Raw genomic sequence first — 26,400 nt, 5'->3', positions numbered from 1 at the left:
AAGAGACGGTACCTATAAACCCGTATCATTCAACCCGTATCATTCAAGCCATATCATCGAGACCATGGCTGGAATCGCGCTGACGCCGGTGTCGTATCTGGTCCTGGGGGAGGTGGCGCGGCGTGGCAGCGCCACTCCGTACGAGCTCAAGGTCGCGGTTGCCGGCTCGATCGGTAACTTCTGGTCGTTTCCGCACGCCCAGCTCTACAAGGAGCCGCCCCGCCTTGCCGCGGCCGGNCTCCTCTCGGAGGAACGGGAGGAGTCCGGCCGCAGGCGGCGGATCTTTCGCCTGACCGACGCCGGCCGGAGCAGGTNGGCCGCGTGGCTCACCGTCCCGGAGGCCGGGCGCACCGAGCTGCGCGATCCCGGCCTGCTCAAGCTGGCATTCGCCGATCTGGGCCGGCCGGGTGATGTCAGCCGGCTCGCGCGGGCCCAGGCGGCGGCGCATCGCGCTCACCTGGAGGTGTACCGCTCCCTGATCGCGCTGCCCGCGGGCGCCCTGGCCTGGTCGCTGCGCCGGACCCTCGATCTCGGGCTCGGCTACGAGGAGCTCGCGGTCGAGTTCTGGGAACGCCTCGCCGCCGAGCCGGGCGGGGTGGCGCGGCGGTCAGCGGGCGGTGCGGTGCCTGCCCCGGGCCCGCAGGTAGTCCCGGATGACGTAGTTGCCGAGGGCGGNGGGATNGGGTGAGAGANCCCGCCCGCCGTTGCGTCTGGCTATCTCCTCGACGAACTGCACCAGCCGTGGCTCGTCGTCGAGCATGAACACGTTGACGGTCACGCCGCGCCGGGTGAGCCGGTCGACCTCGGCCAGGGTCAGCTCCAGGGTCTCGGGCATCGGCGGCCAGGAGAACGAGGGAGTACCGTCGCGCAGCAGGTGCGCGGTGGGCTCACCGTCGGTGACCACCATGATGACCGGCTCCGACTGCGGGTAGCGGCTCAGCAACCGGCCAGCGATGAGCAGGGCGTGCTGCAGGTTCGTGCCCTGCACCATCTCGGAGTCGAGCCCGGCGAGCTCGACCGGCCGCAGCTCCCGGGCGTAGTCCGAGAAGCCGACAATGTGGATCTTGTCTTGCGGGAACGACGTGCTGACGAGCGTGTGCAGCGCGAGTGCCGTCGACTTCGCGATGCCCCAGGTGCCCCGCAGCGCCATCGAGTAGGACAGGTCGACGAGCAGGCACACCGCCGCCGTGGCGCGGCGCTCCGTCTCGGCGACCTCGAAGTCGGCCACCGCCAGGCGGATCGGGTGGCCCCGGCCGGGCGGACCGCCGCGCAGCACCGCGTTGCGGACCGTGCGGACGACGTCGATCGGCTGGGTGTCGCCGAACTGCCAGGCCCGGGAGGTGCCCAGCAGATCCCCGGCGGAACCCGCGTCGGTCACGCTGTGATCCCCGCGGCCCCGGGCGGAGACCTGCCGGAAGATCCGGGCCAGTGCGGCCTGCCCGATCCGGCGCACCGCCCGCGGGGTGAGCTCGAGGCTCCCGGCCCGGCGGGTGAGGAATCCCTGCCGCTCCAGCTCCCGTTCGATCTCCTGCAGCCCTCGCAGATCGTCGACGGCGGACCGGCCCAGCGCCCGGGCCACCGCCTCGGGGTCAACGTCTTCCAGGGAGGCCCCGGCGTAGTCCTGCCCCAGCGCGGCGGCCAGTTCGTCCAGCTCCGCGAGCTCCTCCAGCGCGGTGGTGGCGTCGCCGAGACCGAGCGGTTCCTCGCCGCTCAGGCCGTCGCCCAACCGGCCGGCCCGCCNCCGCAGCCGTCCACCCCAGTTGAGGTCAGGTCGGGACGCGCGCAGCGCCTGCGCCAGTCGTGACATCTCCGCGGCGAGCCCCAGGTCCTCCATCGCCGTGGACATCAGATCGGCGAGTTCGGAGCGCTGCTGCGGGGTGAGCCCGGCCAGCAACCGCGCGGCGGCGGCGGCCCGGCGGGCCAGCGCGTCAACCAGTTCCTCCAGCGAGCCGGGGTTCTCCGGAAAGAAGTCGCCGAACTCCCGCATGAACCGGGCGAACGCCTCGTCGGTGTCCTCACCGCGGGCGTCCGCCTCCAGCAGGGCGTTGAGCGCGCCGACCATCTCCCGGATCCGGGCGAAGTCCTCGGGCGTGGCCCCCTCCAGGGCCTGCTTCATCCCCTTGAACTGGGAATCGAGGACCTCGCGACGCAGCAGCTCGGAGATCTTCTCGTACGTCTCGCGGGCCGGCGGGGACCGCCAGTCATACTCGGCGAGCGAGCGCACCGCACGGGCGGGGTCCGCGGGCAGCGCGTCCAGCTCGGCTTCGCGCAGCCGGGCGTCGTCGGAGGGGTCGGGGAACAGCGCCGCCCGTTCCTGGCCCACGGCGGTGTCGAGCAGCCGGCGGACCTCTTGGAGTGTCCCGTCCATCCGGCCGTGGGATCGGGCCTCCCGCCGGTGCCGCTCGACGGCCCGGCGCATGTCGTCCAGACCACGCCGGCCCGGCATGCCCCGGCGCAGCAGCGACTCCAGAGCCTCCCGCGGGGTGCGTCCCTCCAGAATCTGGCGGGACATCTCATCCAGGGCGTCGGACGCGGTGAAGGGAGAGGCGAGTGGGTCGGGTCCGCCGTCCCACGGGCCATACCGGAATGTTCCGGAATTCACTGTTCCTCCTGGAAGCTTCCGTGCCGAGGCCAGGTGCCGCCGGGTCAGGTGCCGTAGACGGTCCGTCCGGGAAGCTCTTCCTTGGCCAGCCGGCGGTTGAGGTGCAGTCCCTCCATCGCCAGCTCCAGCGCGGCCGCCGCGAGCCCCGGCGACTCCGCCCCGTCCACGCCGAGCCTGGTCAGGATCGCCGCGAGCCCGGGCACCGGCCCGACCCGGCGCAGCAGCTCGGCCGCCGCTACCAGGTCGCCGGTCTCGACCGGGCCATCCGCGTCGAAGCGGGCCTGCAGGCCGGTGAGGTCCGCGCCGGCCAGCCTTGCCCGGAATGTCTCGGCCACCGCGCGGCGCAACAGCAGCGCGAGGACCTCGTCCTCCCGGCCCTCCTCCAGCTGGTCGAACTCGACCTTGCCGCGTACCGCCGGGACGATCGCGGCGAGGTCGACCACCCGTGCGGTGGGCGTCTCCTCGCCGGTCAGCGCCGCGCGGCGGACCGCCGAAGCCGCCACCGTCTCGGCCGCGGCCACCGACAGCCGGGCCGACACCCCCGAGCGCTGGTCGACCTGGGGGGCGTCGCGCACCAGCCGGGTGAACCGGGCCACGATCTCCACCAGGTGATCGGGTATCTCCGGTGCGCCGAGCGGGGACCCCGCCCAGGACATCACCGCCTCCTGGCGGATCAGCGCCAGTTCGTCGGTGAGGTGCAGCGGGTAGTGGGTGCGGACCTCGGCGCCGAACCGGTCCTTGAGCGGCGTGATGATCCGCCCCCGGTTGGTGTAGTCCTCGGGGTTGGCCGAGGCGACCAGCAGCAGGTCCAGCGGCAACCGGAGCAGGTAGCCGCGGACCTGGATGTCCCGCTCCTCCAGCACGTTGAGCAGCGCGACCTGGATCCGTTCGGCGAGGTCGGGCAGCTCGTTGACGCTGAAGATCCCGCGGTTGGTGCGTGGCACCAGCCCGTAGTGGACCGTCTCGGGATCGCCGAGCGTGCGGCCCTCGGCGACCTTCACCGGGTCGACGTCGCCGATGAGGTCGCCGACGCTCGTGTCCGGGGTCGCGAGCTTCTCGCTGAACCGCTCGCCGCGGTGCCGCCAGACCACCGGCAGCGCGTCACCGAGATCGGCCGCCAGCGCCCGGCATCGGCCGCAGACCGGCGCGTAGGGGTGGTCGTTGATCTCACAGCCGGCGACGGCCGGCGACCACTCGTCGAGCAGACTCACCAGAGTGCGGATGAGCCGGGTCTTGCCCTGCCCGCGCTCGCCGAGGAAGACGATGTCGTGACCGGCCAGGATGGCCCGCTCGACCTGGGGAAGGACGGTCTCGTCGAAACCGACGATGCCCGGGAACCGGGGGCCGTCGCCCTGCATCAGGGCGACGAGGTTGTCGCGCAGCTCCGTCCGCACCGGGCGGTGCGCGTGCCCGCTGCGGCGCAGCCCACCCAGGGTGGTGAACTGCGGGGCGGCGGCCGTCGGCGGGTGGACCGCAGATGCCACGGTCGGGGGCACGGTCGGTGGTATGGAATGACTGGGCTGTGCCGGCAGATCCTCCACCCGTTGACGGTACGCCGACGCCGCCACCCGTGCAGCCGGGCCGGCGCTCGTCCGCTGCTGGCGTAGTCAGCCCGAGTAGGGCGACACCGAGACGATCTCGACCTTGGCCGAACGGCCGTTGGGCAGCGTGTAGGAGACGGTCTCGCCCGCCTTGTGCCCGCTCACCGCGCCGCCTAGCGGGGACGCCGGGGAGAAGACCTCGATGGGCGTGCTGTGGTCCTCACGCGAGCCGATGAGGAACTTCTCCGTCTCCCGTTCGCCGGAGAAGCGCACCTCGACGACGGTGCCGGGGCCGGCCTCGCCGGTCGCCGCGGGTGCCTCGCCGACCTGGGCGTCGCGCAGCAGGTCCGTGAGCTGGCGAATCCGGGCCTCCTGCTTGCCCTGCTCCTCCTTGGCCGCGTGGTAGCCGCCGTTTTCCTTGAGGTCGCCCTCCTCGCGGGCAGCCTCAATTTTGGTCGCGATCTCCGTACGCCACGGGCCGGTCAGGTAGTCGAGCTCGGAGCGGAGCCGGTCGTATGCCTCCTGGGTGAGCCAAGTCTGCTGCGTCACGCGGGTCACGCTCCTCGGTGAACATCAAAAGGGTCATCATACCAAAATGAATCAAGGAATCCGATGTCGGGCTTGGTGGCTCTGGCGGCGTCTGGACCGCCCGGAAGCTCCGGACCGGCGGGTCAGCCCNTACGGGNGATCCGACAGCCCTTGCCTTCGACCTCGACCACGCATGCTTCACGCAGGGGTGGGAGGACGACGGAACCGGCCGTCGTCCATCGGCCCTCCGGACCGGGCCGACGACGATGTCGGTGCGCCGGTCGACGGCAGGCCTGCCGTCGAAGCATGCGCGGACGGTGCATTGTGCCACGGCGTTGGGTGACTTTTCCAGACCGAACGCGGGGCGGGCCCCGGCGGTTCCTCGGACGAGGTCGGATCACCCAGACCGGTGAGCCCGGAACAACGTCGAGGCATCAGGAACGTCGAGGCATCAGCAACGTCGAGGCATCAGGAACAATGGGCCGCATGCCCGCGGTCCACGATCGGCATGGCCTGCGCCTGATGGCCATCCACGCCCACCCCGATGACGAGTCCAGCAAAGGCGCCGCCACCATGGCACGTTACGCCAGCGAGGGCGCCGACGTCCTCGTGGTCACGTGTACCGGGGGAGAGGAGGGCAGCATCCTCAACCCCGCGATGGACCAGCCGGGTGTCGCCGCCCGGATGGCGGAGATCCGCAGGCAGGAGATGGAGGCCGCCCGGCTCATCCTCGGGGTCCGCCAGGAGTGGCTCGGCTTCGTCGACTCCGGACTGCCTGAGGGCGATCCGCCGCCGCCTGTTCCGGACGGGCGGTTCGCCACCATCGCGCTCGGCGAGGCGGCCCGTCCGCTGGTCCGGTTGATCCGTCAGTTCCGGCCGCAGGTCATCACGACCTACGACGAGTCGGGCGGGTATCCGCATCCCGACCACATCATGACCCATCGGGTCAGTGTGGAGGCGTTCGAGGCGGCCGGTGATCCCGACCGTTATCCCGAGGTCGGTGTCGACGCCGGCCTCGAACCCTGGCAGCCGCTCAAGCTTTACTACCACCTCACCTTCCACAAGGAGCGCGTCCTCGCTCTCCACGAGGAGATGATGGCCCGCGGTCTGGAGTCCCCCTATGCCGAGCGGCTGGCCGAGTGGGTCGACCGCGCCGAGGACACCGGTCGGCTCACCACCCAGGTGGAGTGCGCGGACTGGTTCGAGACCCGCGACCGGGCACTGATCGCCCACGCCACCCAGGTCGACCCCACCGGATGGTGGTTCCGGATACCCCTGGAGGTGCAGCGGGACGCCTGGCCGACAGAGGACTACCAGCTGGCCCGTTCTCTTATCGAGGTCGGCATGCTGCCCGAAGACGATCTGTTCAACGGCGTGTGACTCTCCGGTAACCTGACCTTTCAGGTGGCATGTGACTTTTCGGATGGCATGTGACTTTTCGAACAGTATGTGATCTAGTCAACGGTGCGTGACCGCGGAGGCGGAGGACTCGTACGGCAGGGCGTAGGGTCGGAATCGGCGCCCGTCGTGGAGTGTCCCCGTGGCGGGCGGTGACAGCAGGTGTGGCGGACACCAGAGGACACCAGGTGTGAGGACGTGCCCGTGAACGAGGTCTTCGCCGCTTCCGTGCTGGTCGAGAGGAAGATCGACGCCGGAGCCGTCGGGCTCCTCGTCGTCCTGGCACTGATCGCGGCCTCCAGTGTGATCTTCTTCTTCCTCTCGAAGAGCCTGCGCCGGATGCGGTCGAACGTCGCCAGCGGCGAGTTCGCCGGCGTCGACCCTGATCCGAACGCGATGCGCCGGCTGGACGGTGGAGACGGGCCGGTTATCGACGGGGAGGTCGTCGAGGAGACCGCCGGCACCGCCGGCGCCGGTAGCACGGCGGGCCTGGCGGGNGGCGGCGAGCAGCTGGACCTGCCGACCCAGCCTGGACCCCCCGCGGGCTCCGCGGGGAGCGATCGGTAGGCGGCTGCCGCAGACCCCGGCTAGGCGGGGGAGATGGCGATATTCACGATCCGACCGGGCACGACGATGATCTTCTTGATCGTCCGACCATCGGTCTGCCGGGCGAACTCGGGATGTGCGGCGAGCAGATCGCGAACCGTCTGCTCCGCTGAACCGTCCGGAACCTCGATGGTGAACCGGACCTTCCCGTTCACCTGGACCGGGATCGTCCTGACCGACTCGGCGGCCAGCGCCGGATCCCCGATCGGGAAGGCGACCGTGCTGACCGACTCCTCGTGACCGAGGCGGGACCACAGTTCCTCGGCGATGTGCGGGGCCAGCGGGGCCGCCATCAGGGTGAGCGGCTCGGCGAGCGCGCGGGGGGNGGGGGATTTCCCGTAGCTCTTGCTGACGAAGTTGGTTAGTTCGATGAGCCGGGCGACCGCGGTGTTGAACCGCAGCCCCGCGTATTCGGCGGTGACCGTGAGGATCGTCCGGTGCAGGACGCGAAGAGCCTCGCCGTCCAACGGCTCGTCAACGACGGCGGCCGCCCCGGTGGTTTCGTCGACGACGGTGCGCCACAGCCGCTGGAGGAACCGGTGCGAACCGACGATGTCGTCGGTGTGCCATGGCCGGTCAGCGTCGAGCGGGCCCATCGCCATCTCGTAGACGCGCAGCGTGTCGGCGCCGAACCTGTCGTACATCTCGTCCGGGCTGACGCTGTTCTTCAGGCTCTTGCCCATCTTGCCCGAGCGCCGGTTGACCGGGGCGCCCTGGAAGAGGAACCGGCCGTCGGGGGTCGCCGTCACCTCGGCCGCCGGGACGTACATGCCCCGGGCGTCGGTGAAGGCATCCGCCTGGATGTATCCCTGGTTGAACAGCCGCTTGAACGGCTCCTTGGTGGAGACGTGGCCCAGGTCGTAGAGCACCTTGTGCCAGAACCGGGCGTAGAGCAGGTGCAGCACGGCGTGCTCGACACCGCCGACGTACAGATCGACGCCGCCGTCGCCGGGAACCGCGCCCGGCCTGGCCATCCAGTAGCGCTCGACGGTCGGGTCGACGAAGCGCTCGGTGTTGGTCGGGTCCAGGTAGCGCAGGTAGTACCAACACGAACCGGCCCACTGCGGCATGGTGTTCGTCTCGCGCCGGTACTGCTTCGGCCCGTCGCCGAGATCCAGGGTGACCGTCACCCAGTCGGCCACCCGGGCCAGGGGGGGCACCGGGTCGCTCGCGTCGTCCTCGGCCATCGCCGTGGGCCGGAAGTCGGTCATCTCCGGCAGTTCGATCGGCAGCAGCTCGTCGGGAACCGCGTGGGGCAGCCCGTCGACGTCGAAGACGATCGGGAACGGCTCGCCCCAGTACCGCTGGCGGGAGAACAGCCAGTCCCGCAGCCGGTACGACCGCGCCGACCTGCCGGCGCCGATCTCCTCCAGCCAGTGAACCGTGGCCTTGATCGCCTCGCTTTTCGACAGGCCGACCAGCACCGGGGCGCTGGCCGGACCGGGCCGATACTCGCCCGCACCGCTGAACGCCTCGGGCCACTGCGCTGATGGAGTCGCGGGCACTACCCCGTGCGCGGCGTACCAGTCCGCGTCCGGCTCCAGCACGGCGGGGATCGGCAGGTCGAACGCGCGGGCGAAGGAGAAGTCCCGGCTGTCGTGCGCCGGTACCGCCATGATTGCCCCGGTGCCGTAGCCCAGCAGCACATAGTCGGCCAGGAAGACCGGGATGNCCCCGCCACCGACCGGGTTGCGCACGTACGAGCCGGTGAACACGCCGGTGCGGTCGATGACCTCCTCGCCGCGCTGCCGGTCGCTGCGGTGGGCCGCGAACTCCCGGTAGGCGTCGACGGCGGCTCGCGGGGTCCACGCCGGATCGGCGCCCGCCTCCGGCCCGGCGGTGTCCGCCGGTTCCGTGCCGCCGCCCGGCCGTCCCGCCGGGAAGCGCCAGCTCACCGGGGTGTCCGCCGGCCAGGTGTCGGCGATCAGGGCGTCGGCCAGGGGATGTTCGGGCGCGAGTACCAGGAAGGTGGCCCCCGCCAGGGTGTCCGGGCGGGTGGTATAGACCTCGATACGCCGGGCGGTCGATGAGCCAGACGGATCGGACGCACCTGCCTCCTCGCCGGGGGCGACGACGGTGAACTCGACGCTGGCGCCCTCGCTCGGACTGATCCAGTTGCGCTGCATCTGCTTGATCGAGTCCGGCCAGTCGACCAGGTCGAGGTCGGAGATCAGCCGCTCGGCATAGGCGGTGATCCGCAGGATCCACTGCTTCAGCGGCCGGCGAAACACTGGGTAGTTCNCGATGTCGCTGCGGCCGTCGGCGGTGACCTCCTCGTTCGCCAGCACGGTGCCCAGCCCCGGGCACCAGTTGACCAGCTGTTCGGAGATGTAGGCCAGGCGGTGCGCGTTGACGACCTTCCGGCGGGACACCTCGTCGAGTTCGGTCCACGCCAGCCCGGCCGGGTTCGCCGCCCGGACCGCGTCAACCGACACGGCCGTGTTCCCCCCGGCGGGGCCGGCTACCGGCGCCCGGGNGCCCGCGGCGAACTCCTCGATCAGCTCGGCGATCGGCCGGGCCCGGCCGGCCTGCGGGTCGTACCAGCTGTTGAAGATCTGCTGGAAGATCCACTGCGTCCAGCGGTAGTAGCCCACGTCGGTCGTCGCGATCTCGCGGCGGGNGTCGTGGCCCAGCCCCAGCCGGGNGNGNTGGCGGCGCATGTTGGCGATGTTGGCGTTGGTGGTGTCGCGGGGATGCTGGCCCGTGTTGATGGCGTACTGCTCGGCGGGCAGGCCGAAGGAGTCGTATCCGAACGGATGCAGCACGTGCCGGCCGGACATCCGCAGATAGCGGGCGAACACGTCGGTGCCGATGTACCCCAGCGGGTGCCCGACGTGCAGCCCCGAGCCGCTCGGATAGGGGAACATGTCCATGATGTAGAACGGCTCCCGGCCGGCGACCTTCTCGAAGCCCGTCGAGAGCGGCCCGACCGGGTTCGGCGAGTTGAACGTGCCCTCGTCGGCCCACCGGCGCTGCCAGCGCCGCTCGATGTCGGCGGCGAGCCGGGCGTCGTACCGGAAGCTCGGCTCGACGCTCCCGGTCCCGGCGGGGGCGCCGCCCGCGGTGCCCGCGGCTGCCGGGNTGATCCCGCCAGACGCACCGGTCGGTGCCACCGTGGTGTCCGCGGCGCCGGTCCGGGCGCCGGGCTCGGCCGTCTCACTCATCGCTCGTGCCATCCAAACTCGTTGGTACGTCGACCCTCTCACCGCTCTCGCGGCGGGAACGGCGGCCTGACGGACGGCGGTCGGGCGAGCGGACGGCGGGGATCGTGCGGTCCCACGAGCCTATCCGCCGGGTACGTCGGCGCGGCGGGCCGGTCGAGGAAGCGCGCCGATCACGTCGGCGCGGCGTGGAGATGAGGGCGGACTACCTGGGCGCGCCTTTGGTTGCATATCCAGAGGCCTACGGGGTTCCGCGGGCCTGGCGGACACGCAGATCATGAGGAGTTCGGGTGCCTAACAAGCTCGCGGAGCAGACGTCTCCGTACCTGCTGCAGCACGCGGACAACCCGGTCGACTGGTGGCCCTGGAGCCCGGCGGCCTTCGCCGAGGCGGCCCGGCGGGGGGTGCCGGTGCTGCTCTCGGTGGGCTACGCATCCTGCCACTGGTGCCATGTCATGGCGCACGAATCGTTCGAGGACGCCGCGACCGCCGAGTACATGAACGACCACTTCGTCAACATCAAGGTGGATCGGGAGGAGCGGCCCGACGTCGACTCCGTCTACATGGACGTCACCGTCGCCCTGACCGGGCACGGCGGCTGGCCGATGACGGTGTTCCTCNCCCCTNCCGCCGAGCCGTTCTTCGCCGGCACCTACTTCCCGCCGCGTCCCCGGCCCGGCATGGGGTCGTTCCGCCAGGTCCTGACGGCGGTCACCGAGGCCTGGCGGACCCGGCGGGACGAGATCGAGGAGTCGGGGGCGGACATCGCCCGCCGGCTCGCCGAGGCGGCGACGCGTGGTCCGGCGTCCGGTCTCGCAGCCGAGATCACCCCGGCTCTGCTCGACACCGCCGTGGCGGGGCTGTCGGCCCGCTTTGACGCCCGTCACGGTGGATTCGGCGGTGCGCCGAAGTTCCCGCCGTCCATGGTCGCCGAGATGCTGCTGCGGCACTCCGCCCGCACGGGGGACGCGCGCAGCCTGGAGATGGTCGCGGTGACCTGCGAACGGATGGCGCGTGGGGGCATCTACGACCAGCTCGCCGGGGGGTTCGCCCGGTACAGCGTCGATGCGACGTGGACGGTCCCGCACTTCGAGAAGATGCTCTACGACAACGCGCTGCTGCTGCGGGTCTACCTGCACCTGTGGCGGGCCACCGGGTCGGCACTGGCCGAACGGGTGGTCCGGGAGACGGCAGCCTTCCTGCTTGCGGATCTGCGCACCCCCCAGGGGGGGTTCGCCTCGGCGCTCGACGCGGATGCCGTTCCCGCGGATGCCGTTCCCGCGAGCGCTGCCCCGGCGGGAGCGCACCCCGAGGAGGGGGCCAGCTACGCCTGGACACCCGCCCAGTTCGTCGCCGTCCTCGGGCCGGAAGACGGGCGGTGGGCCGCCGGCGTCTTCGGCGTCACCGAGCAGGGCAGTTTCGAACGTGGTACGTCGGTGCTGCGCCTGCCGGCGGACCCGGACGATCCGGCGAGGTTCGCGGCGGTCCGCGCGGCCCTGGCCGCGGCACGGGCGACCCGGCCGCAGCCGGCTCGCGACGACAAGGTGGTGGCCGCCTGGAACGGCCTGGCCATCGCGGCGTTGGCCGAGGCTGGCGCGTTGTTCGACGAGCCGGACTGGGTGCGGGCCGCCGAACAGGCCGCCGTCCTGCTCCGGGACGTGCATCTCGTCAACGGACGCCTGCGCCGGACGAGCCGGGACGGGCGGGTTGGCGTGAACGCCGGGGTACTGGAGGACTACGGCGACGTCGCCGAGGGACTGCTCACCCTGCACCAGGTCACCGGCGATCCGGAGTGGCTCGCGCTCGCTGGGACGCTGCTGGACATCGTCCGTGATCGGTTCGCGGCCTCTGACGGGGGGTTCTTCGATACCGCGGACGACGCGGAGGTGCTGTTGCGCCGGCCGCGGGACGACTCGGACTCGGCGACCCCGTCGGGCCAGGCGGCTGTCGCCGGCGCCCTGGTCAGCTACGCGGCGTTGACCGGTTCCACCGAACACCGGTCGGCCGCCGAGACGACGGTGGCGCGCGTCGCTCCGTTGCTGGCCCGGGATGCCCGGTTCGCCGGTTGGGCCGGTGCGGTCGCCGAGGCGCTGCTGGCCGGGCCGGCCGAGGTCGCGGTCGTGGACAGCCCGGCGCTGGAACGGCTCGCCCGCCTCGGCACGGCGCCCGGTGCGGTCGTGGTGACCAGCGGACCGCTGACCGTCGGCCGGGAAACGGCTGGGGTGTACGTGTGCCGGGATTTCGTCTGTGAGCTGCCGGCCCGGACCGCAGCCGAGGTGCGCCGCCAACTCGGGGTGAAGGTGGCCAGCTGACCGTCCCTCTTCTTTCACTGGTGATGCGGTAAGCATGTTGCACTGGTGATGCGGTAAGACTGGCGGTGCGGTAAGCATGTAATTGTCACGAGGGGTTCTTCGGATCCGCTCTGGAGTGCCAGATCGGGCCTCCGGGTCCGGATCAGCCGGCAGGCCGGGCCCGCGCGCGGGTCCCGATCGGAGATCGAGGGGACACGTCATGTCCGGTCCGCGTGGACGGGGGTACGGCAGACCGGGGGAGCGGGCGGAGGTGGTTCCGGCGGACGACGCCGCAGCCTGGTTCGCCGAGCACATCCCGGCCGGGTGGTTCGCCGGGATGCCCACGGTGGTCGTGGACCGGGACGAGATCACGGTCATCGGGGTACTCGCGGCCGGCGGCGTCGCGCCCGGAGGAGGGCCGTCGGCGACGGGGGCCCGGATCCGGCGGTTCCGGGAGCAGACCCGTGAGGAACGGATCGCCATCGCCACGAAGGCCGAACATCGGTACAACCGCAAGGTGGCGTGGGGCGCGACCGTCGGTGACACCACCGAGCTGTTCACCGCGCTGTCCGTGCCGGTGATGACCCGGCTGCGCCAGCCGGAACGCCAGGTGCTCGACACCCTCGTCGACTCGGGGGTGGCGCGCAGCCGCAGCGAGGCCCTCGCCTGGTGCGTACGTCTGGTGGGCGAGAACGCCGACAGCTGGCTGCGCCAGCTCCGGGAGGCCATGGAACAGGTGGAGAAGATCCGCTCGGTGGGCCCTCGGCTGTAGCCGCCGGAGCCCCCGGTAGCCGCCGTGCGGGGGAAGGCTGTTAGTAGATGGCGAAGAGCAGCGCAATGTAGTGGCAGGTCGCGGCGACGAGGGNGAAGGCATGGAACACCTCGTGGTAGCCGAAGATCGTGGGTGCCGGGTCCGGTCGCCGGCAGGCGTAGACGACGGCGCCGAGGCTGTAGCAGACCCCCCCCACGAGCAGAAGTACCATCGAGGCGATCCCGGCCCGGTGGGCGAGCTCCGGGATCACGAAGACGGCTACCCAGCCGAGCGCGATGTAGAGCGGCACGGTCAGGTACCGCGGCGAGTGCAGCCACAGCATCCGGATGGCGACGCCGAGTCCCGCCCCTCCCCACACCACCGCCAGGACCACCCGAGCGGTCGTCGGCGGCATCGCGATCAGGGCGAAGGGGGTGTAAGTCCCGGCGATGAAAACAAAGATCATTGAGTGGTCGAGACGCTTCATGCGCGCCCGGGCACGTGATGTCGACCACATCGTCCGGTGATAGAGGGCGCTCGTTCCGAAGAGGGCCGCAATACTCAGGGCGTAAACCGCGACACCGAGCCGGGCACGCAGCGTGGTAGCCAGTGCCACCGCAATGACGCCTAGTGTCAGGCTGATCGGGAACGCGCCGGCATGTAGCCATCCCCGCATGCGCGGTCGCACCAGGTCACGCGGGTGCGAGGCGATGTCCGTCTGCGGAGGCCCGGCTGGCTGCTGTACGAGGGAAGCCACGCCGAGAACGATAACCCGAGGGTTGCCGCCGTCACGAAGCGGAGCTGGACGGCAGCGGTCGGTCCGTATCGGTGCGTGATGGATCCGACGCTTCTGCGCACTCGCTATCGCGCGACTGCGGACGGAACGCGCGGTACAGTCTAATGATCCTGAACGTGGCCTCGAACTTCCCCTATATTGTGGGTTTTGTCTGAACGTCCACGAGTACGTTCGAGTTCTCAAGTGGGTACCTGCATATGGGAAGAGAGCGCGGCAGGTTCGACTCGACCGGAGGTGTGAGCTGTGACAACCGCGGCACAGGTTTCGGGGCTGGACGTGGCCCCCACGAGGCACGCCAGGCTGGTTGCCTGGGTGCGCGAGATTGCCGAACTCACTCAGCCGGATCGGGTTGAGTGGTGCGATGGATCAGAGGCGGAGTTCGATCGGCTGACCTCCCTTCTGATCGAGCAGGGGACCCTGGTCCGGCTGAATGACGAGAAACGTCCGAACAGCTTTTACGCCGCTTCGGACCCGGGCGACGTGGCCCGCGTGGAGGACCGCACCTACATCTGCTCCGAGCAGGCGGAGGACGCCGGTCCGACCAACAACTGGCTGGACCCTGCCGAGATGCGGGCCACGCTCCGGGGCCTGTTCGCGGGGTGCATGCGGGGTCGGACGATGTACGTCGTCCCGTTCTGCATGGGTCCGCTCGGCTCGCGCATCTCGGCCCTCGGCGTCGAAATCACCGACTCGCCTTACGTCGTCATCTCCATGCGGACGATGACCCGGATGGGAACGCCCGCCCTCGAGCAGCTTGGAACGGACGGTTTCTTTGTCCCGGCCGTCCATTCCCTGGGCGCTCCGCTGGAACCCGGCCAGGCCGATGTTCCGTGGCCGTGCAATACGACGAAGTACATTACCCATTTCCCGGAAACCCGGGAGATCTGGTCCTACGGATCGGGTTACGGCGGAAACGCACTGCTCGGCAAGAAGTGCTATGCGCTGCGTATTGCGTCCGTCATGGCCCGCGACGAGGGCTGGCTCGCCGAGCACATGCTCATCCTCAAACTGACGTCTCCCGCCGGCAAGGTCCACTACATTGCCGCCGCATTTCCGTCGGCCTGTGGAAAGACCAATCTGGCGATGCTCATCCCAACCCTGCCGGGCTGGCAGGCGGAGACTGTCGGTGACGACATCGCCTGGATGCGCTTCGGTGAGGACGGCCGGCTGTACGCGGTCAACCCGGAGGCCGGGTTCTTCGGGGTCGCCCCGGGGACCGGCGAGCAGACCAACCCCAACGCGGTCAGGACCCTCTGGGGCAACGCCATCTACACCAACGTGGCCAGGACCGATAACGGTGACGTCTGGTGGGAGGGGCTGACCAAGCAGCCGCCGGCGCACCTCATCGACTGGAAGGGCCGCGACTGGACCCCCGAGTCCAGCGAGCCCGCCGCACACCCCAACGCCCGCTTCACCGTCCCGGCGGGCCAGTGCCCGACGATCGCCCCGGAGTGGGAGGATCCGCGCGGCGTGCCGATCTCGGCGATCCTGTTCGGCGGGCGCCGGGCGACCGCGGTGCCGCTGGTCACCGAGGCTCCCGACTGGCGGCGCGGGGTGTTCTTCGGCTCGATCGTCGCCTCCGAGACGACGGCGGCCCAGGCCGGAGCGATCGGCAAGCTGCGCCGGGACCCCTTCGCGATGCTGCCGTTCTGCGGCTACAACATGGCCGACTACTTCGCCCACTGGCTCGAGGTCGGGCAGAAGGCCGACCAGACGAAGCTCCCGCGGGTCTACTACGTGAACTGGTTCCGCAAGAGCCCGGAGGGCAGGTTCCTGTGGCCGGGATTCGGCGACAACAGCCGTGTCCTCGCCTGGATCGTCGGTCGCCTGGAGGGCACGGCAGCCGGGGTGGAGACGCCGCTCGGCGTCCTGCCGACGAAGGACGCCCTACCCGTTGACGGCATCGACATCGCCGAGGAGGACCTCGAGACCCTGCTCACGGTGGACGTCGAGGTGTGGAAACAGGAGGCCCAGCTGATCCCCGAGCACTACCAGACGTTCGGGGAACGGCTTCCGGCCGCCCTGTGGACCGAGCACGAGGCGCTTGTCGAGCGGCTGAACAGCGCAGACTGAGCGGCTGACGCACCCAACCGCGAGCTCCGTCCGGGGAGCGCACCGCCGGCACGGCACTTCGTGGCAGCGCCTCACAAGGCAACCGTGGCAGCGCAGGGCATCCGTGGCACCACTTCGTGTGATACCCCCGAGCGGGTCGGCCACGGGCCGAGCCGCTCGGCGGGCTCCCGGCCCGGCCCGTGGCGACCGGTCGGCAGGGTTCGGCCCTCCTTCGCCGGCCCGGCGGCCAGCCCGGCGCCGGACTCGTTCGTAACTCCGCGTCGCGTCCGTTGTTCCACCGTCGGCGGGCCGCGTTCCTACCGAGTGTCGCGGTACGGCTCACCTGAGCGGAGCACCATCCGATAATGACCACCCCGCGGATCCCGCATGTTCGCCGGGGATCAATCCCTCCCCCGGGTGAATTTCCGGGAATTCCCCAGCCGGTTGGCTGAATTTCCTCCGACCCGCCCGACGGTGCCAGTCGGCGCCCTCTTTCGGGCCCGGTTTGGTTCGATCCGATCTCGATGACATGTCGAGACAACGAGTGTCCGATCATCGGCCCGCGGTGTTCCATAGCCCGCGGTGTTCCATGGTGTTCCGTCGTGTTTCCCCCGTGGGCGCGCCTCATGCCGTCACCTCTCGGTCGTCGCGTTTCGGGTGACCCCTCACCGGCCATCACGCTTCGGCCTGTCACGTTCTGGCCTGTCGCGTTTCGGCCCACCGTGTCTCTGGCCGGCACGCCCGCGGTCATCCGGCTCTCGTCGGTCGCCGGGCTCATGGATCCGGTGGCGACCTGCGGCCGGTCGGTGCCTGTTGCCCCGGTCGGTCGGTGACTGTTGCCCCGGTCGGTGCCCGTCGCCGGAGTCGGCGCAGGTCCCGGGGCTTCCGAACCGAGCAGGGAGCGGTGACCTGGCTTCCTCGGGCGGACGCTCGTGGTCCGGCCTCCGACGGCGCCGCGCGCGGCGGCTGATGCTCCGCGTCATGATCCGGACGCAATGTGACCGATCGGGGTGCGACGGGAACTCCGGGGTGCGAGACGTTTCCAGTTCTTAACGTAACGTGTTGTCGGAAGTGGGTCGCCATCATCGAGGGCTGCGGTTACCGTGGGAGCGCTAGCGTCTCAAGCCGTGGTCCGGCATGGTGCCGGACCTCTCGGGAGGCCCCTCGGTGCCGCAAGCGCGACTACACCAGGAGGCCGGTGCCCGGCCCCTGCAGGGGTCGGTCCCGGACTACCTCCGAGTAAGCGGGTGGGCGTGTGCCACGAACGCATGTCGTCGACACAAGCGTGCTGCTTTCTGATCCTGGCGCGCTGCTGCGGTTCGCGGAGCACAATGTCGTGCTCCCCCTCGTTGTCATAGGGGAGCTGGAAGGCAAAAGGAACCATCCGGAACTGGGCTGGTTCGCCCGGGAGGCACTACGCATCCTGGACGATCTGCGCATCCGGCATGGTCGCCTTGATCAACCGCTCCCGCTGGACAACGGCGGGACGCTACGGGTGGAACTCAATCACACCGATGCGGCGGTGCTTCCACCGGGGTTCCGGGTCGACACGAACGACTCGCGGATCCTGTGCGTCGCGATGAACCTCGCCCGCGAGGGCGCCGACGTCGTACTGGTCACGAAGGATCTCCCGCTGCGGGTCAAGGCGTCGGTGCTGGGGCTGCCCGCCGAGGAGTACCAGGCGCTGTCCCCGGTGGACACCGGCTTCTCGGGGATGGCCGAGCTCACCGTCACCCAGGAGGACCTCGACCGGCTCTACTCCCGCGAGTACACCGAGATCCTGGAGGCCGCCGACCTGCCCTGCCACACCGGCCTGGTCCTCACCACCACCGGGGGGAGTGCCTCCGCGCTCGGCCGGGTGACCGCCGACAAGCAGGTCCGGCTCGTCCGCGGCGACCGCGACGCGTTCGGCCTGCACGGTCGCTCCGCCGAGCAGCGGGTCGCCCTCGACCTCCTGCTCGATCCGGATGTCGGGATCGTCTCCCTCGGCGGTCGAGCCGGCACCGGTAAGTCGGCGCTTGCCCTGTGCGCCGGGCTCGAAGCTGTGATGGAGCGCCGGGCGCACCGCCGGGTGGTGGTTTTCCGCCCGCTGTACGCCGTCGGTGGCCAGGAGCTCGGGTACCTCCCGGGCAGCGAGAACGAGAAGATGGCGCCCTGGGCCCAGGCGGTGTTCGACACTCTCGGTGCGCTCGTCTCCCCCGAGGTCATCGAGGAGATCGTGGATCGCGGGATGCTGGAGGTGCTGCCGCTCACGCACATCCGTGGCCGGTCCCTGCACGACGCGTTCGTGATCGTCGACGAGGCCCAGTCCCTGGAGCGCGGGGTGCTGCTGACCGTGCTGTCCAGGCTCGGGCAGGGGTCACGGGTGGTGCTCACGCACGACGTGGCACAGCGCGACAACCTGCGGGTCGGCCGGCACGACGGGGTCGCCTCGGTGATCGAGACCCTGAAGGGCCACCCGTTGTTCGCGCACGTCACGCTCACCCGTTCCGAGCGATCGCCGATTGCGGCCCTGGTCACGACGATGCTGGAGGATCTCGTTCTCTGAGCGATCTTGTTCTCTGGCGGCGTGCTCCCCGATCGTCCGGCGAACGTTCGATGAACCTTCGGAGAACCTCCGGAGAACATTTGGAGAGTATCTGGGGGGCGTCCGAGGGTCCCGGGCTGCGGGAACGTGTGGCCGCGGTGCGCGGTTGTGCGAGGAGACAACCACCGGAGGTGGCTTCCCATGTTCTTCGGTCGTCACAAGACGACACTGCCCACGCCCGAGCAGGCCCTTCCCGGCCGGGATCGGCCGGTGTTCGCGGGCGACGTCCCGCACACCGTGCTGGGGACCCCGCTCGCCGGCCCGTTCCCGGCGGGGCTGGAGACCGCCGTGTTCGGCCTCGGCTGCTTCTGGGGGGCCGAGCGCGCGTTCTGGAAGGTTCCCGGGGTGTACACCACCGCCGTCGGCTACGCCGGAGGGCACACCCCGCACCCCACTTACGAGGAGGTGTGTTCCGGGCTGACCGGGCACACCGAGGTCGTCCTCGTGGTGTACGACCCCGCGAAGGTCGGCTACGAGGAGCTGCTGCGCGTGTTCTGGGAAGGGCACGACCCGACCCAGGGCATGCGGCAGGGCAATGACACGGGCACCCAGTACCGTTCGGCGATCTACACCACCACTGCCGGGCAGGCCGCCGCGGCGGCTGCCAGCCGCGAGGCGTTCCAGCAGGTGCTGACCGCCGCGGGCCTCGGGGCGATCACCACCGAGATCGCCCCGGCTGGTCCGTTCTACTATGCGGAGGAATACCACCAGCAGTACCTCTCCGACGCCAAGAACCCCGGCGGCTACTGCGGCCTGGGTGGCACGGGCCTGTCAATATGTGGCCCATGGTCAGAGCGGGAATCTACGTCAGAGCCGGCCAGGACCGAACAGGCGCAGGGCTAGCAGTCTCACGTCAGGAGGCCGGGCTGCCGCCCCCTCTGCGACCGTAAGGGCTGGGCGGTCGAGGACGTCTACTACGGACAAGGATGTCGGTGCCCATTCCGGACGGCCACGCCCGGAGTGGGACCGGCTCGTTGACGACATCAAAGCAGGCCGCCTCCAGGCGATCGTCTGCTGGCACATCGACCGGCTGACCCGCCAGCCCCGCGAAGTTGCGGGACGACGCCGGGCCGCACTTCGGGTTCGGCTGGCACGCCGTTGGTCCGGAGCCGGGGTGGCGAAGCTGGTCGAGATGCTCGACTTGGGCGCCGAACGCANCCCCGGACAGGATCGCGTCGNGNGGNGNGGAGNGGACGTNCCCCGCCGATGAGCTGGACCACGCCGACACCGAGGCCGGCGGCGTCGTTGATCACCGCACTCCAGTCGGCGGTGCTCAACGTCCCGTGGTCCCCGAGCGGGGACGAGTCCGCGTAGCAGTGGACGCAGGCTGACACCGGCCAGTGATCTCCAACGCGACAAAGTCGAGCGCGGGCATGGTTGTGGGCGGCATGACATCTCCTCGGGTATATCCAGATGTCTCACGGTCAGACCGGCGGCGCCCACGGGGTGCGGCCGTGCCGGCGCACCACGGGCAATGCCAGATGGACCTCTGCGGGTGGCCGAGGACCGTGGCGTGGACGGTGACCCGGACCCCATAACACGTTGGCACGGACCCTCCTCTATCGCGCCGACCCCGATCCGATAGCCGCAGCGGCATCGGCTCGCGACGCGCTCGACGTGCTCGACGTGCTCGACGGGCGGCCTACGCGTGGCGTGATCCAGCGATCAGGCGAGATGTGGCGGGAAANGCACCACCNGNGGNCGAAGATCGCAGCCGTTCAGGATCTTGGAGAGGTTATCGATCATTCTCGGCGGGCGTTGGAAGCAAAGCCACCGGCATCAGCGTGAACCGCCTGTCGGTTACGGATCCGGCACGTTTGCTACCTGCCCGCATCTGCCGGGCTACCCTCCCGGATGAGCTGACGGCGGAGATGGAGGGAGGATGGGCTTCGGGCGGAACGCGGACAAGCGGGGCAGTAGTAGCGGGCAGGTGGGCAACCCGGCCGCTGAGCGGCACGAGGGCGAGGATNTCGATGGCGCCAGCATGATCCGGTGCCCGCGATGCGGCGGCTCTGGGAAGGTTCAGAAAAAGTGAGTGCAGGGGAAAGCTGCGGCGAGGAGGGGCCTACGGGCCCCCAACCCGAGGTGCACGCGCTGTTCCCGTCCTGCGGCGAGTGCCGGAGGGCGCGCGCGGAGCATCTGCGCCGGTCCGCGCGCGGGGCGCGGATGCGCGACGGGCTGCCCAGCCTGACTCTCCAGCCGCCGGTGACGCGCTGCCCGCATATCCCGGACGTGTGGGCGCCGGGATTCGGCCCGGGTCGGAGCCGCCGGAGGGCTCCGGGTGGGAGACGCGGCCGGAGGGCCCGGTCTGACCCCCGCCTGGTTCAGCCAGCTTGTCCCCGGTGGGCGGATGGTCCTGCCGTTGCGCTGGCGCGGCCAGACCCGGGGTGTCGCGTTCGTCAAAGGCGGCGACAACGTGCTGCGCTCGGACGCGGTGTTCCTCCGCGGCTTCGTCCCGATGATTGGTCAGGACGTCGAACGCGTCGCCGCGCTCCACGAAAACCCGCTCGTCCAGATCCACTACGACGTCGACCAGGACATCGACCCGGACCACCTCACCGGCGTCTTCGCCACCCCCGGGTCGCCGCCTGGTCGGGCACGACCATCGGGCCGCAGGACCCGATCGACGGGATCTGGCTGCGCGCCACTGCCACCGACCCGGCCGTCTGCCGGATCAACGCCAGCCGTGGCGCGGTCGAGGCCGATCTGTGCGTCCCGCTGATCCCGAACCTGAGCCCCGCGCTGGTCGCCGGCTCCTCGCTTGCCTACCTCGCCAAGCGCCGCCTCGACGGCCCCGATCCGGTATACGAGATCGGCGCCCACGGCCACGGGGCTGACGGCCAGGCCCTCGCTGAACGCCTCTGCGATCACATCCGGACCTGGGACACCGACCGCAAGGCCGGCCCGACCCTCACCGCGATCTCGCTGACCGCCGACGCCGAGGTCCCGCCGACCGCGATCGTCAAGAAGGACTGCGCGATCATCATCACCTTCTGGCAGCCGAGGGTGCCGCGTGGCCGTACTTGCCCGAGCGCGGGCAATCGCGGCCGGCCGGTGCTCAGCCGGTGGGAACGATCTGCGCCGGGGCCCCGATCTGGGCGACGATCATGGTCCAGCGCCCGTCACCGGCGTTGAGAGCGTCGGTCGTGCGCTGCAGCAGCACCGGCGGGGGGNCGGGCGTGCCGTCGAACAGGTTCCCGCACGCCGTGACCGCCTGGGCGTAGGCACCGGCGCCTTCGGTCCAGTTCCTGCTCACGCTCTCGACGGGCGGGAGGCCCAGCGGTCCGATGCGGTCGACGGCCCGCCCCAGGTCGGCGCAGGCCGGTTTCAGCGACATGCCGTCCGCCGCCTGAATGTCGGCCCGTACCGCGTTGACCGCCCGCACGACCTCCGAACGGACCTGGGCGGTGGTGGCGTACCAGGACGTGAGCCGGGCCTTGACGTCGGTAGTGGGCGGTGCCGCCGCACCGGCCCCGCCACCGGCCCCGCCACCGGACCCGACGACGAGGAACACCACGACCACCGCCGCGACCCCGGCCACGGAAAGAACCGCCAGCCCGCGTCGACGTTCCTCCCTGGTCAGTTCCTCCCAGGTGCGGTAATCGCTCCGGCGCCGGCTCACGGATCCCCCAGATAGCCAGATAGCAAGAAGTCAGCGACAAAGCAGACGCACAGCTCAATCCTGACGTTGCGTCGGGAGCGACTCCCGACCGCGCCGGTGACGCGACGCCCGGCGTCCCACCTACCCGATTCAACCTCCCCCCGCGGCGCCGAGGCGCCGCGGGGGGCACCACAAAGGGGAACACCGCGAGGGGCACCACCAAAGGGGCACCACCAAAGGGGCGCCACCAAACGGGCTCCGGGGCTCTGCGGCTCCGGGGCTCTGCGGCGGTTATCCCGACCACCGCCGTAGCGATACGCCGGACCGGCGGTATGCGCGGCGGTAGATGCGGCCGCGCGACCGAGAGCACGGGCAGCGGACAAAGTACCGGCCTACGACATCACCCGAACGTCGGCGCGGGAAAATGCACCGTCTTCTACTCCCTCCCAAGGGGATCCCCACGCGGGAACTTCGATTTTCGTCACACACCTCTGCGTTCCGCTCCCGGCCGGCTCGGCGATGTACTCACGGATGTACGAACGGGCCGCGCCCGGCCGTTGCCGGCGGAGGATCCTGGACCGACCCAGGTCGACCTCCGGCGTTTCGATGCGCAAAGCCGCGCGAAAGCGCCAAGATATCCCGGGTTCTTTACCACCCCGCGGCTCGGTGGATACCGGTGAGGGACGTTCGCGAAGGGGCACAGATGGACTACGTGATGGACTTGTCGGAGTCGGAGTGGGGGACACCCGCACCGGACCGGACGGGTAGCTGGGCGATCGTCGTTCTGGAGCAGGGGACCCGGCAGGTGCAGGGAGTCATCGGCCCGTTCCGGTCGCCCGGCCATGCGCAGGCCTACGCCTGCGACGGGGGATTCGCCGACTGGCTCATCGTCCCATCCCTGTATCTGATGTCGCCCACCGAACCGGAGATCGCCGCCATCGCGGTGCTGTGAGAAGGGATCACCCGAACCCGGTGAGCTGAGGTGAGGTGACCGAACCCGCCGGATCGTTCGGGCCGGGTGGTCCCCATCATGGTGCCGAGTGGGGACCACCCGGCAGACGGCATCGAGCGCAGGCGGGGAGAATCGGGGGNCATGGCGGAACATCTGATCGAGAACTATCTCATCGACATGGACGGTGTTCTGGTCCATGAGGAACATCCCATTCCGGGCGCGGATGCCTTTCTGGCCGGGATCGGCGAGGCAGGCCTGGGTTTTCTCGTGTTGACCAACAACTCGATCTACACGGCCCGCGACCTGTCCGCCCGGCTGGCTGGCGCGGGACTCACGATCCCGCCGGAGCGGATCTGGACCTCGGCCCTCGCCACCGCGCTCTTCCTACATACCCAACGCCCCCGGGGATCGGCGTACGTCGTCGGCGAAGCGGGCCTGACCACGGCGCTGCACGACATCGGCTACGTCCTCAGCGACCGGTCACCCGATTACGTCGTCCTCGGGGAAACCCGGACCTACAGCTTCGAGGCAATCACCAAAGCGGTACGGCTGGTGCGCGACGGCGCACGCTTCATCGCGACGAATCCCGATCCCACCGGTCCCTCGGTGGAGGGTCTCCTGCCCGCCACCGGGGCGGTCGCGGCGATGATCACCCGGGCGACCGGCGTCACACCCTACTTTGTCGGCAAGCCGAACCCGTTGATGATGCGCAGTGCGCTGAACACGCTGTCCGCGCACAGCGAGACCACCGTGGTGATCGGCGACCGGATGGACACCGACGTCGTCGCCGGCCTGGAGGCCGGAATGGACACCGTGCTGGTGCTGTCGGGCATCACGTCCATCACCGACGTCGACCGGTTCCCCTACCGACCGACCGCCATCGTCGACAGCATCGCCCAGTTGCCCGTCGGTCGGGATGTGCGGACGCTCGACAGCATGCCGACGGCCGCCGTCCGCCCGGCGCCAGCCGGGGCTCCCGATCGCACCGGGACGCACGGTCGGAGCCCGGGACCGGTGCACACCTCGGGGTCCACCACACGTGGGTGAAGGGCCACCGCGGAATCAGGGAACCCCGGACGGGATCAGGAGCCGCCCTGCGAACGGCGGAACAGGGTCGCGGTCGGCGCGGCGGCGGTCAGGGTCACCTTCGTCGGCGTGAACAGGAACGACTGCTGGGGCAGGCCGTCCGGACCCAGCAGGAACGCCCGCTCGATCGAGTCGACCTGGACGCGCGCACCGGTGTCGGCACCCGCACCGACGACCCGGGTCGCCTGGATGGACGCGATGTCCTCCGCGACCGTCCCGGGTGGGAGTTCGACGGCCGTGGCGGCCGGCGCGTCCCGTTCGATGGACCAGGCAGGGTAGGTCTTGTTCGATCGGTAGGTCTCGGGGTTGCCGGCGAGCCGCACCCCGACCGACAGCCCGACCCAGGCGTCGGCGGTGTTCGGCGTGCCGACCGTGTTCTTCCGGACGATCAGGTACAGGTAGTTACGCGGGTCGCTGATCCGGGTGCGTGGGTCCGGGACCGGGGCGTCGGCGACCTTGCCCTCCCGGGCGACCTCCTGGGACATCACCCAGTAGGTCCACGGGTTGCGGTCCATCTCCCGCTCAGGGGCCTCGGCGTTCGGGTCGAGGGTGTCCGCGGCTGACAGGGCGAACCGCATCGGGCCGTCGGTGTTCTGGCACATGCTGTTGCTGCGCGTGCAGGTCCCGAGCAGCGGGTGCGTGCTCTCGTACCGGCCGGTGAACGGCTGCGACGTGTGCTCCGGCCCCTGGATCACGGCGCTGCCGGGGATGGCGTTGCCGGTGGCGTCGATCTCTACCTGGTAGGTCCACTCGATGTCGGTGGTCCGCCCCCAGAACGCCATCAGGGCCGGGGTCGGGGTGCCCTCGTCCTCGTTGCTCCACACCATCGAGTAGGTCAGCAGGCGATGACCGGCGATCGCGGTTGGCGCCTCGGAGTGGAAGGCGAGCAGTGGGGTGTCGGTGACGGCGTTCTGGAACGGCCCGCCGGCCATCGGGTCCGCGGCGGCGGCCGGCGCCGTCCGGCCGTAGATCACCGGGGCGTGCGCCAGTGCCTGGTAGCCGTTGTCCTGCGGCGTGACGGTGCGGAAGGTCAGATCGGTCAGGCGCGCCGTGGCGGCGTTGCGGGGCGACCGGTCCGCGGCGAACAGCGTCCGCAGGGTGTGCTTGCCGGCGGCCAGGTGACCCAGCGCGAGGCTGCGCTTGATCGGGAAGGANGTGGGGATCACGAGATCGGTGGCGTAGGCGGTGTCGACGTAGAGCGACAGCACCGCGGACTCGCCGCCCGGGGAGCCCCAGGAGACCCCCGGGGCGGTGGTGGTGACGTCCAGGAGCACCTCGCCGTCGGCCTCGGTGCGGAAGGGGATCGACGAGTCCTGCCCCCGATTGAGGACGATCTCCGCGGGTGGAGCCGGTGCCCTGTCCCCGGAACCGCACGCTGTGAGCCCCACCGCCAGCACGGTGGCGGCCAGGCCGGCGCCGAGCGTCTGACGCAGTCCCCTTGACACCCGCGTTCCCTCCTAGAATCCGGGATCGCAGCCGCGGCCCGTTCCGCGCTCCCCCGATCCCCATACATCCTGACATCCTGCTCTTTACGGCATTGTCGGCGTGCATCGGTCCGGGTTGGGCCACGGATAGCCCGCCGGTCGGCCGTGCGGGTGTCATGACGTACCCGCCACCGCTGGGCCGCGGAAACCCCTAGTGATCTCCATGGCGGATAACGTCGCGACGGAGAGGCCGGTGGGACAGCTGGGGGCGGGCCACCGAGGCGGCCGCGCGTCGGCCGGCCTCCGGGGCGGAGGAACGATCGGGAGTCGGCGTGCGCAAGTTCGTCATCATGGGCGTGCAGGGCAGCGGCAAGGGAACCCAGGCGACGATGATGGCCCGGGACTTCGACCTGGTCCACATCAGCGTCGGCGACGTCTTCCGCTGGAACGTGCAGAACCACACCAAACTCGGTGCCCAGGTCAAACGCATCGTGGCGGCCGGTCACCTGGTCGGGGACGACCTCGTCGAGTCGGTGGTGCGCTCCCGGCTGGCCGAGCACGACTGGAACTACGGGTTCATCATCGACGGGTTCCCGCGCAACGCCCGGCAGGCCGAGTTCTTCCTGGAGAGCTACGACATCGACGGGGTCATCTACCTCGACCTCCCCGACGACGAGGTCTATCGGCGGGTGCTCGCCCGCCGGTTCTGCTCACGGTGCGGCCTGGACTACAACCTGATCGCCAGTAGGCCGCAGGTGCCGGACACCTGCGACGTGTGCGGAGCGCCGCTGCTGACCCGGGCCGACGACAACCCGCAGGCACTTGCCGTCCGCCTGCGGGAGTACCACGAGAAGACCCGACCGGTCATGGAGATCTTCCAGCGTAAGGAGTTCGTGGCCGTCGTGGACGCCCGGCACCCGCCGCGCGAGGTGCAGGCGGAGATCCGTCGGCATTTCGATCTTCCACAGCTCGATCGCTCGCAGCTTGATTTTCCGCAACGGCCGGTCGTGCCCGGGTGAGCCCG

At 70.3% G+C, this 26,400-nt stretch carries 20 protein-coding genes; 13 read left to right on the top strand and 7 right to left on the bottom strand.

What is annotated here, in order from left to right; genetic code table 11:
- The first annotated feature begins 64 nt into the window (after positions 1–64).
- Positions 65–688 (top strand): PadR family transcriptional regulator, encoded by a 624-nt coding sequence (locus tag ALLO2_RS04530; protein WP_035729904.1) that lies wholly within the window; start codon positions 65–67, stop codon positions 686–688.
- On the opposite strand, the gene ALLO2_RS04525 is transcribed toward ALLO2_RS04530, so the two are convergent.
- From ALLO2_RS04525 to greA, 3 genes are all read right to left on the bottom strand, one after another.
- Positions 608–2,602, bottom strand: a complete 1,995-nt coding sequence (locus ALLO2_RS04525; RefSeq protein ID WP_035729901.1) for a VWA domain-containing protein — start codon at positions 2,600–2,602, stop codon at positions 608–610. The two genes, ALLO2_RS04530 and ALLO2_RS04525, sit on opposite strands and share 81 nt — an antisense overlap.
- A gap of 44 nt (positions 2,603–2,646) precedes the next feature.
- On the bottom strand, positions 2,647–4,086 hold the full coding sequence (locus ALLO2_RS04520) for a magnesium chelatase (protein WP_173645785.1): 1,440 nt from the start codon (positions 4,084–4,086) through the stop codon (positions 2,647–2,649).
- Between the two features lie 123 nt (positions 4,087–4,209).
- Positions 4,210–4,692 carry a transcription elongation factor GreA gene (greA, locus tag ALLO2_RS04515; protein WP_011438278.1) on the bottom strand — a complete coding sequence of 161 codons (483 nt, stop codon included), beginning with the start codon at positions 4,690–4,692 and terminating at the stop codon, positions 4,210–4,212.
- Between the two features lie 456 nt (positions 4,693–5,148).
- Between greA and mca the strand changes: the two genes are divergently transcribed.
- Both mca and ALLO2_RS04505 read left to right on the top strand, forming a co-directional pair.
- On the top strand, positions 5,149–6,051 hold the full coding sequence (gene mca / locus ALLO2_RS04510; RefSeq protein WP_011438277.1) for a mycothiol conjugate amidase Mca: 903 nt from the start codon (positions 5,149–5,151) through the stop codon (positions 6,049–6,051).
- A 222-nt stretch (positions 6,052–6,273) separates the two neighbouring features.
- A complete protein-coding gene (locus ALLO2_RS04505; RefSeq protein ID WP_023840081.1) occupies positions 6,274–6,636 on the top strand; it encodes a hypothetical protein in 363 nt (120 codons plus the stop codon).
- 20 nt (positions 6,637–6,656) lie between these two features.
- Here the strand turns inward: ALLO2_RS04505 and ALLO2_RS04500 are convergent, their stop codons facing one another.
- Positions 6,657–9,851 (bottom strand): leucine--tRNA ligase, encoded by a 3,195-nt coding sequence (locus ALLO2_RS04500; protein WP_157493267.1) that lies wholly within the window; start codon positions 9,849–9,851, stop codon positions 6,657–6,659.
- Between the two features lie 275 nt (positions 9,852–10,126).
- Between ALLO2_RS04500 and ALLO2_RS04495 the strand changes: the two genes are divergently transcribed.
- Together ALLO2_RS04495 and ALLO2_RS04490 are read left to right on the top strand one after the other, a co-directional pair.
- On the top strand, positions 10,127–12,148 hold the full coding sequence (locus ALLO2_RS04495; protein WP_035729896.1) for a thioredoxin domain-containing protein: 2,022 nt from the start codon (positions 10,127–10,129) through the stop codon (positions 12,146–12,148).
- 199 nt (positions 12,149–12,347) lie between these two features.
- Entirely contained in the window at positions 12,348–12,899 is a 552-nt protein-coding gene (locus ALLO2_RS04490; protein ID WP_011438273.1) for a hypothetical protein, read from the top strand.
- A gap of 40 nt (positions 12,900–12,939) precedes the next feature.
- Here the strand turns inward: ALLO2_RS04490 and ALLO2_RS04485 are convergent, their stop codons facing one another.
- Complete coding sequence (locus ALLO2_RS04485) at positions 12,940–13,554, bottom strand: hemolysin III family protein (protein WP_023840083.1); 615 nt, start codon at positions 13,552–13,554, stop codon at positions 12,940–12,942.
- 363 nt (positions 13,555–13,917) lie between these two features.
- Here ALLO2_RS04485 and ALLO2_RS04480 point away from each other — a divergent pair, with 363 nt between their 5' ends.
- From ALLO2_RS04480 to ALLO2_RS04465, 5 genes are all read left to right on the top strand, one after another.
- A complete protein-coding gene (locus ALLO2_RS04480) occupies positions 13,918–15,747 on the top strand; it encodes a phosphoenolpyruvate carboxykinase (GTP) (RefSeq protein WP_011438271.1) in 1,830 nt (609 codons plus the stop codon).
- A 1,234-nt stretch (positions 15,748–16,981) separates the two neighbouring features.
- Positions 16,982–18,274, top strand: a complete 1,293-nt coding sequence (locus tag ALLO2_RS04475; protein WP_011438270.1) for a PhoH family protein — start codon at positions 16,982–16,984, stop codon at positions 18,272–18,274.
- A 180-nt stretch (positions 18,275–18,454) separates the two neighbouring features.
- Positions 18,455–19,156, top strand: a complete 702-nt coding sequence (gene msrA, locus ALLO2_RS04470) for a peptide-methionine (S)-S-oxide reductase MsrA (RefSeq protein WP_011438269.1) — start codon at positions 18,455–18,457, stop codon at positions 19,154–19,156.
- A complete protein-coding gene (locus ALLO2_RS28045) occupies positions 19,071–19,523 on the top strand; it encodes a recombinase family protein (RefSeq protein ID WP_369808122.1) in 453 nt (150 codons plus the stop codon). Before msrA ends, ALLO2_RS28045 begins: the two co-directional genes overlap by 86 nt.
- 1,071 nt (positions 19,524–20,594) lie before the next feature.
- Entirely contained in the window at positions 20,595–21,035 is a 441-nt protein-coding gene (locus ALLO2_RS04465) for a hypothetical protein (RefSeq protein WP_023840087.1), read from the top strand.
- 336 nt (positions 21,036–21,371) lie between these two features.
- Here ALLO2_RS04465 and ALLO2_RS04460 read toward each other — a convergent pair whose 3' ends face one another.
- Positions 21,372–21,935: a hypothetical protein gene (locus ALLO2_RS04460; protein ID WP_035729891.1), complete on the bottom strand. Its 564-nt coding sequence runs from the start codon at positions 21,933–21,935 to the stop codon at positions 21,372–21,374.
- A 655-nt stretch (positions 21,936–22,590) separates the two neighbouring features.
- On the opposite strand from ALLO2_RS04460, the gene ALLO2_RS04455 reads away from it, so the two are divergent.
- Together ALLO2_RS04455 and ALLO2_RS04450 are read left to right on the top strand one after the other, a co-directional pair.
- Positions 22,591–22,866 carry a hypothetical protein gene (locus tag ALLO2_RS04455; protein WP_131728894.1) on the top strand — a complete coding sequence of 92 codons (276 nt, stop codon included), beginning with the start codon at positions 22,591–22,593 and terminating at the stop codon, positions 22,864–22,866.
- A 141-nt stretch (positions 22,867–23,007) separates the two neighbouring features.
- A complete protein-coding gene (locus ALLO2_RS04450; RefSeq protein ID WP_011438263.1) occupies positions 23,008–23,913 on the top strand; it encodes an HAD-IIA family hydrolase in 906 nt (301 codons plus the stop codon).
- 35 nt (positions 23,914–23,948) lie between these two features.
- On the opposite strand, the gene ALLO2_RS04445 is transcribed toward ALLO2_RS04450, so the two are convergent.
- Positions 23,949–25,397, bottom strand: coding sequence for a hypothetical protein (locus ALLO2_RS04445; protein ID WP_011438262.1), 1,449 nt, complete (start codon positions 25,395–25,397; stop codon positions 23,949–23,951).
- A 311-nt stretch (positions 25,398–25,708) separates the two neighbouring features.
- Between ALLO2_RS04445 and ALLO2_RS04440 the strand changes: the two genes are divergently transcribed.
- The gene (locus ALLO2_RS04440; protein ID WP_011438261.1) at positions 25,709–26,395 is read left to right on the top strand and encodes a nucleoside monophosphate kinase; all 687 of its coding nucleotides are present in this window, start codon (positions 25,709–25,711) and stop codon (positions 26,393–26,395) included.
- Positions 26,396–26,400: the final 5 nt, after the last annotated feature.

Origin of the sequence: Frankia sp. Allo2, from assembly GCF_000733325.1 — a bacterium.
Lineage (GTDB): Bacteria > Actinomycetota > Actinomycetes > Frankiales > Frankiaceae > Frankia > Frankia casuarinae.
This window is presented reverse-complemented; position numbering and strand designations above follow the sequence as displayed.

Excerpts from the sequence above, each read along its gene's own strand:
- msrA (WP_011438269.1), top strand. The coding sequence starts at position 18,455 with ATGTTCTTCGGTCGTCACAAGACGACACTGCCCACGCCCGAGCAGGCC.
- ALLO2_RS04450 (WP_011438263.1), top strand. The coding sequence starts at position 23,008 with ATGGCGGAACATCTGATCGAGAACTATCTCATCGACATGGACGGTGTT.
- ALLO2_RS04490 (WP_011438273.1), top strand. The coding sequence starts at position 12,348 with ATGTCCGGTCCGCGTGGACGGGGGTACGGCAGACCGGGGGAGCGGGCG.
- mca (WP_011438277.1), top strand. The coding sequence starts at position 5,149 with ATGGGCCGCATGCCCGCGGTCCACGATCGGCATGGCCTGCGCCTGATG.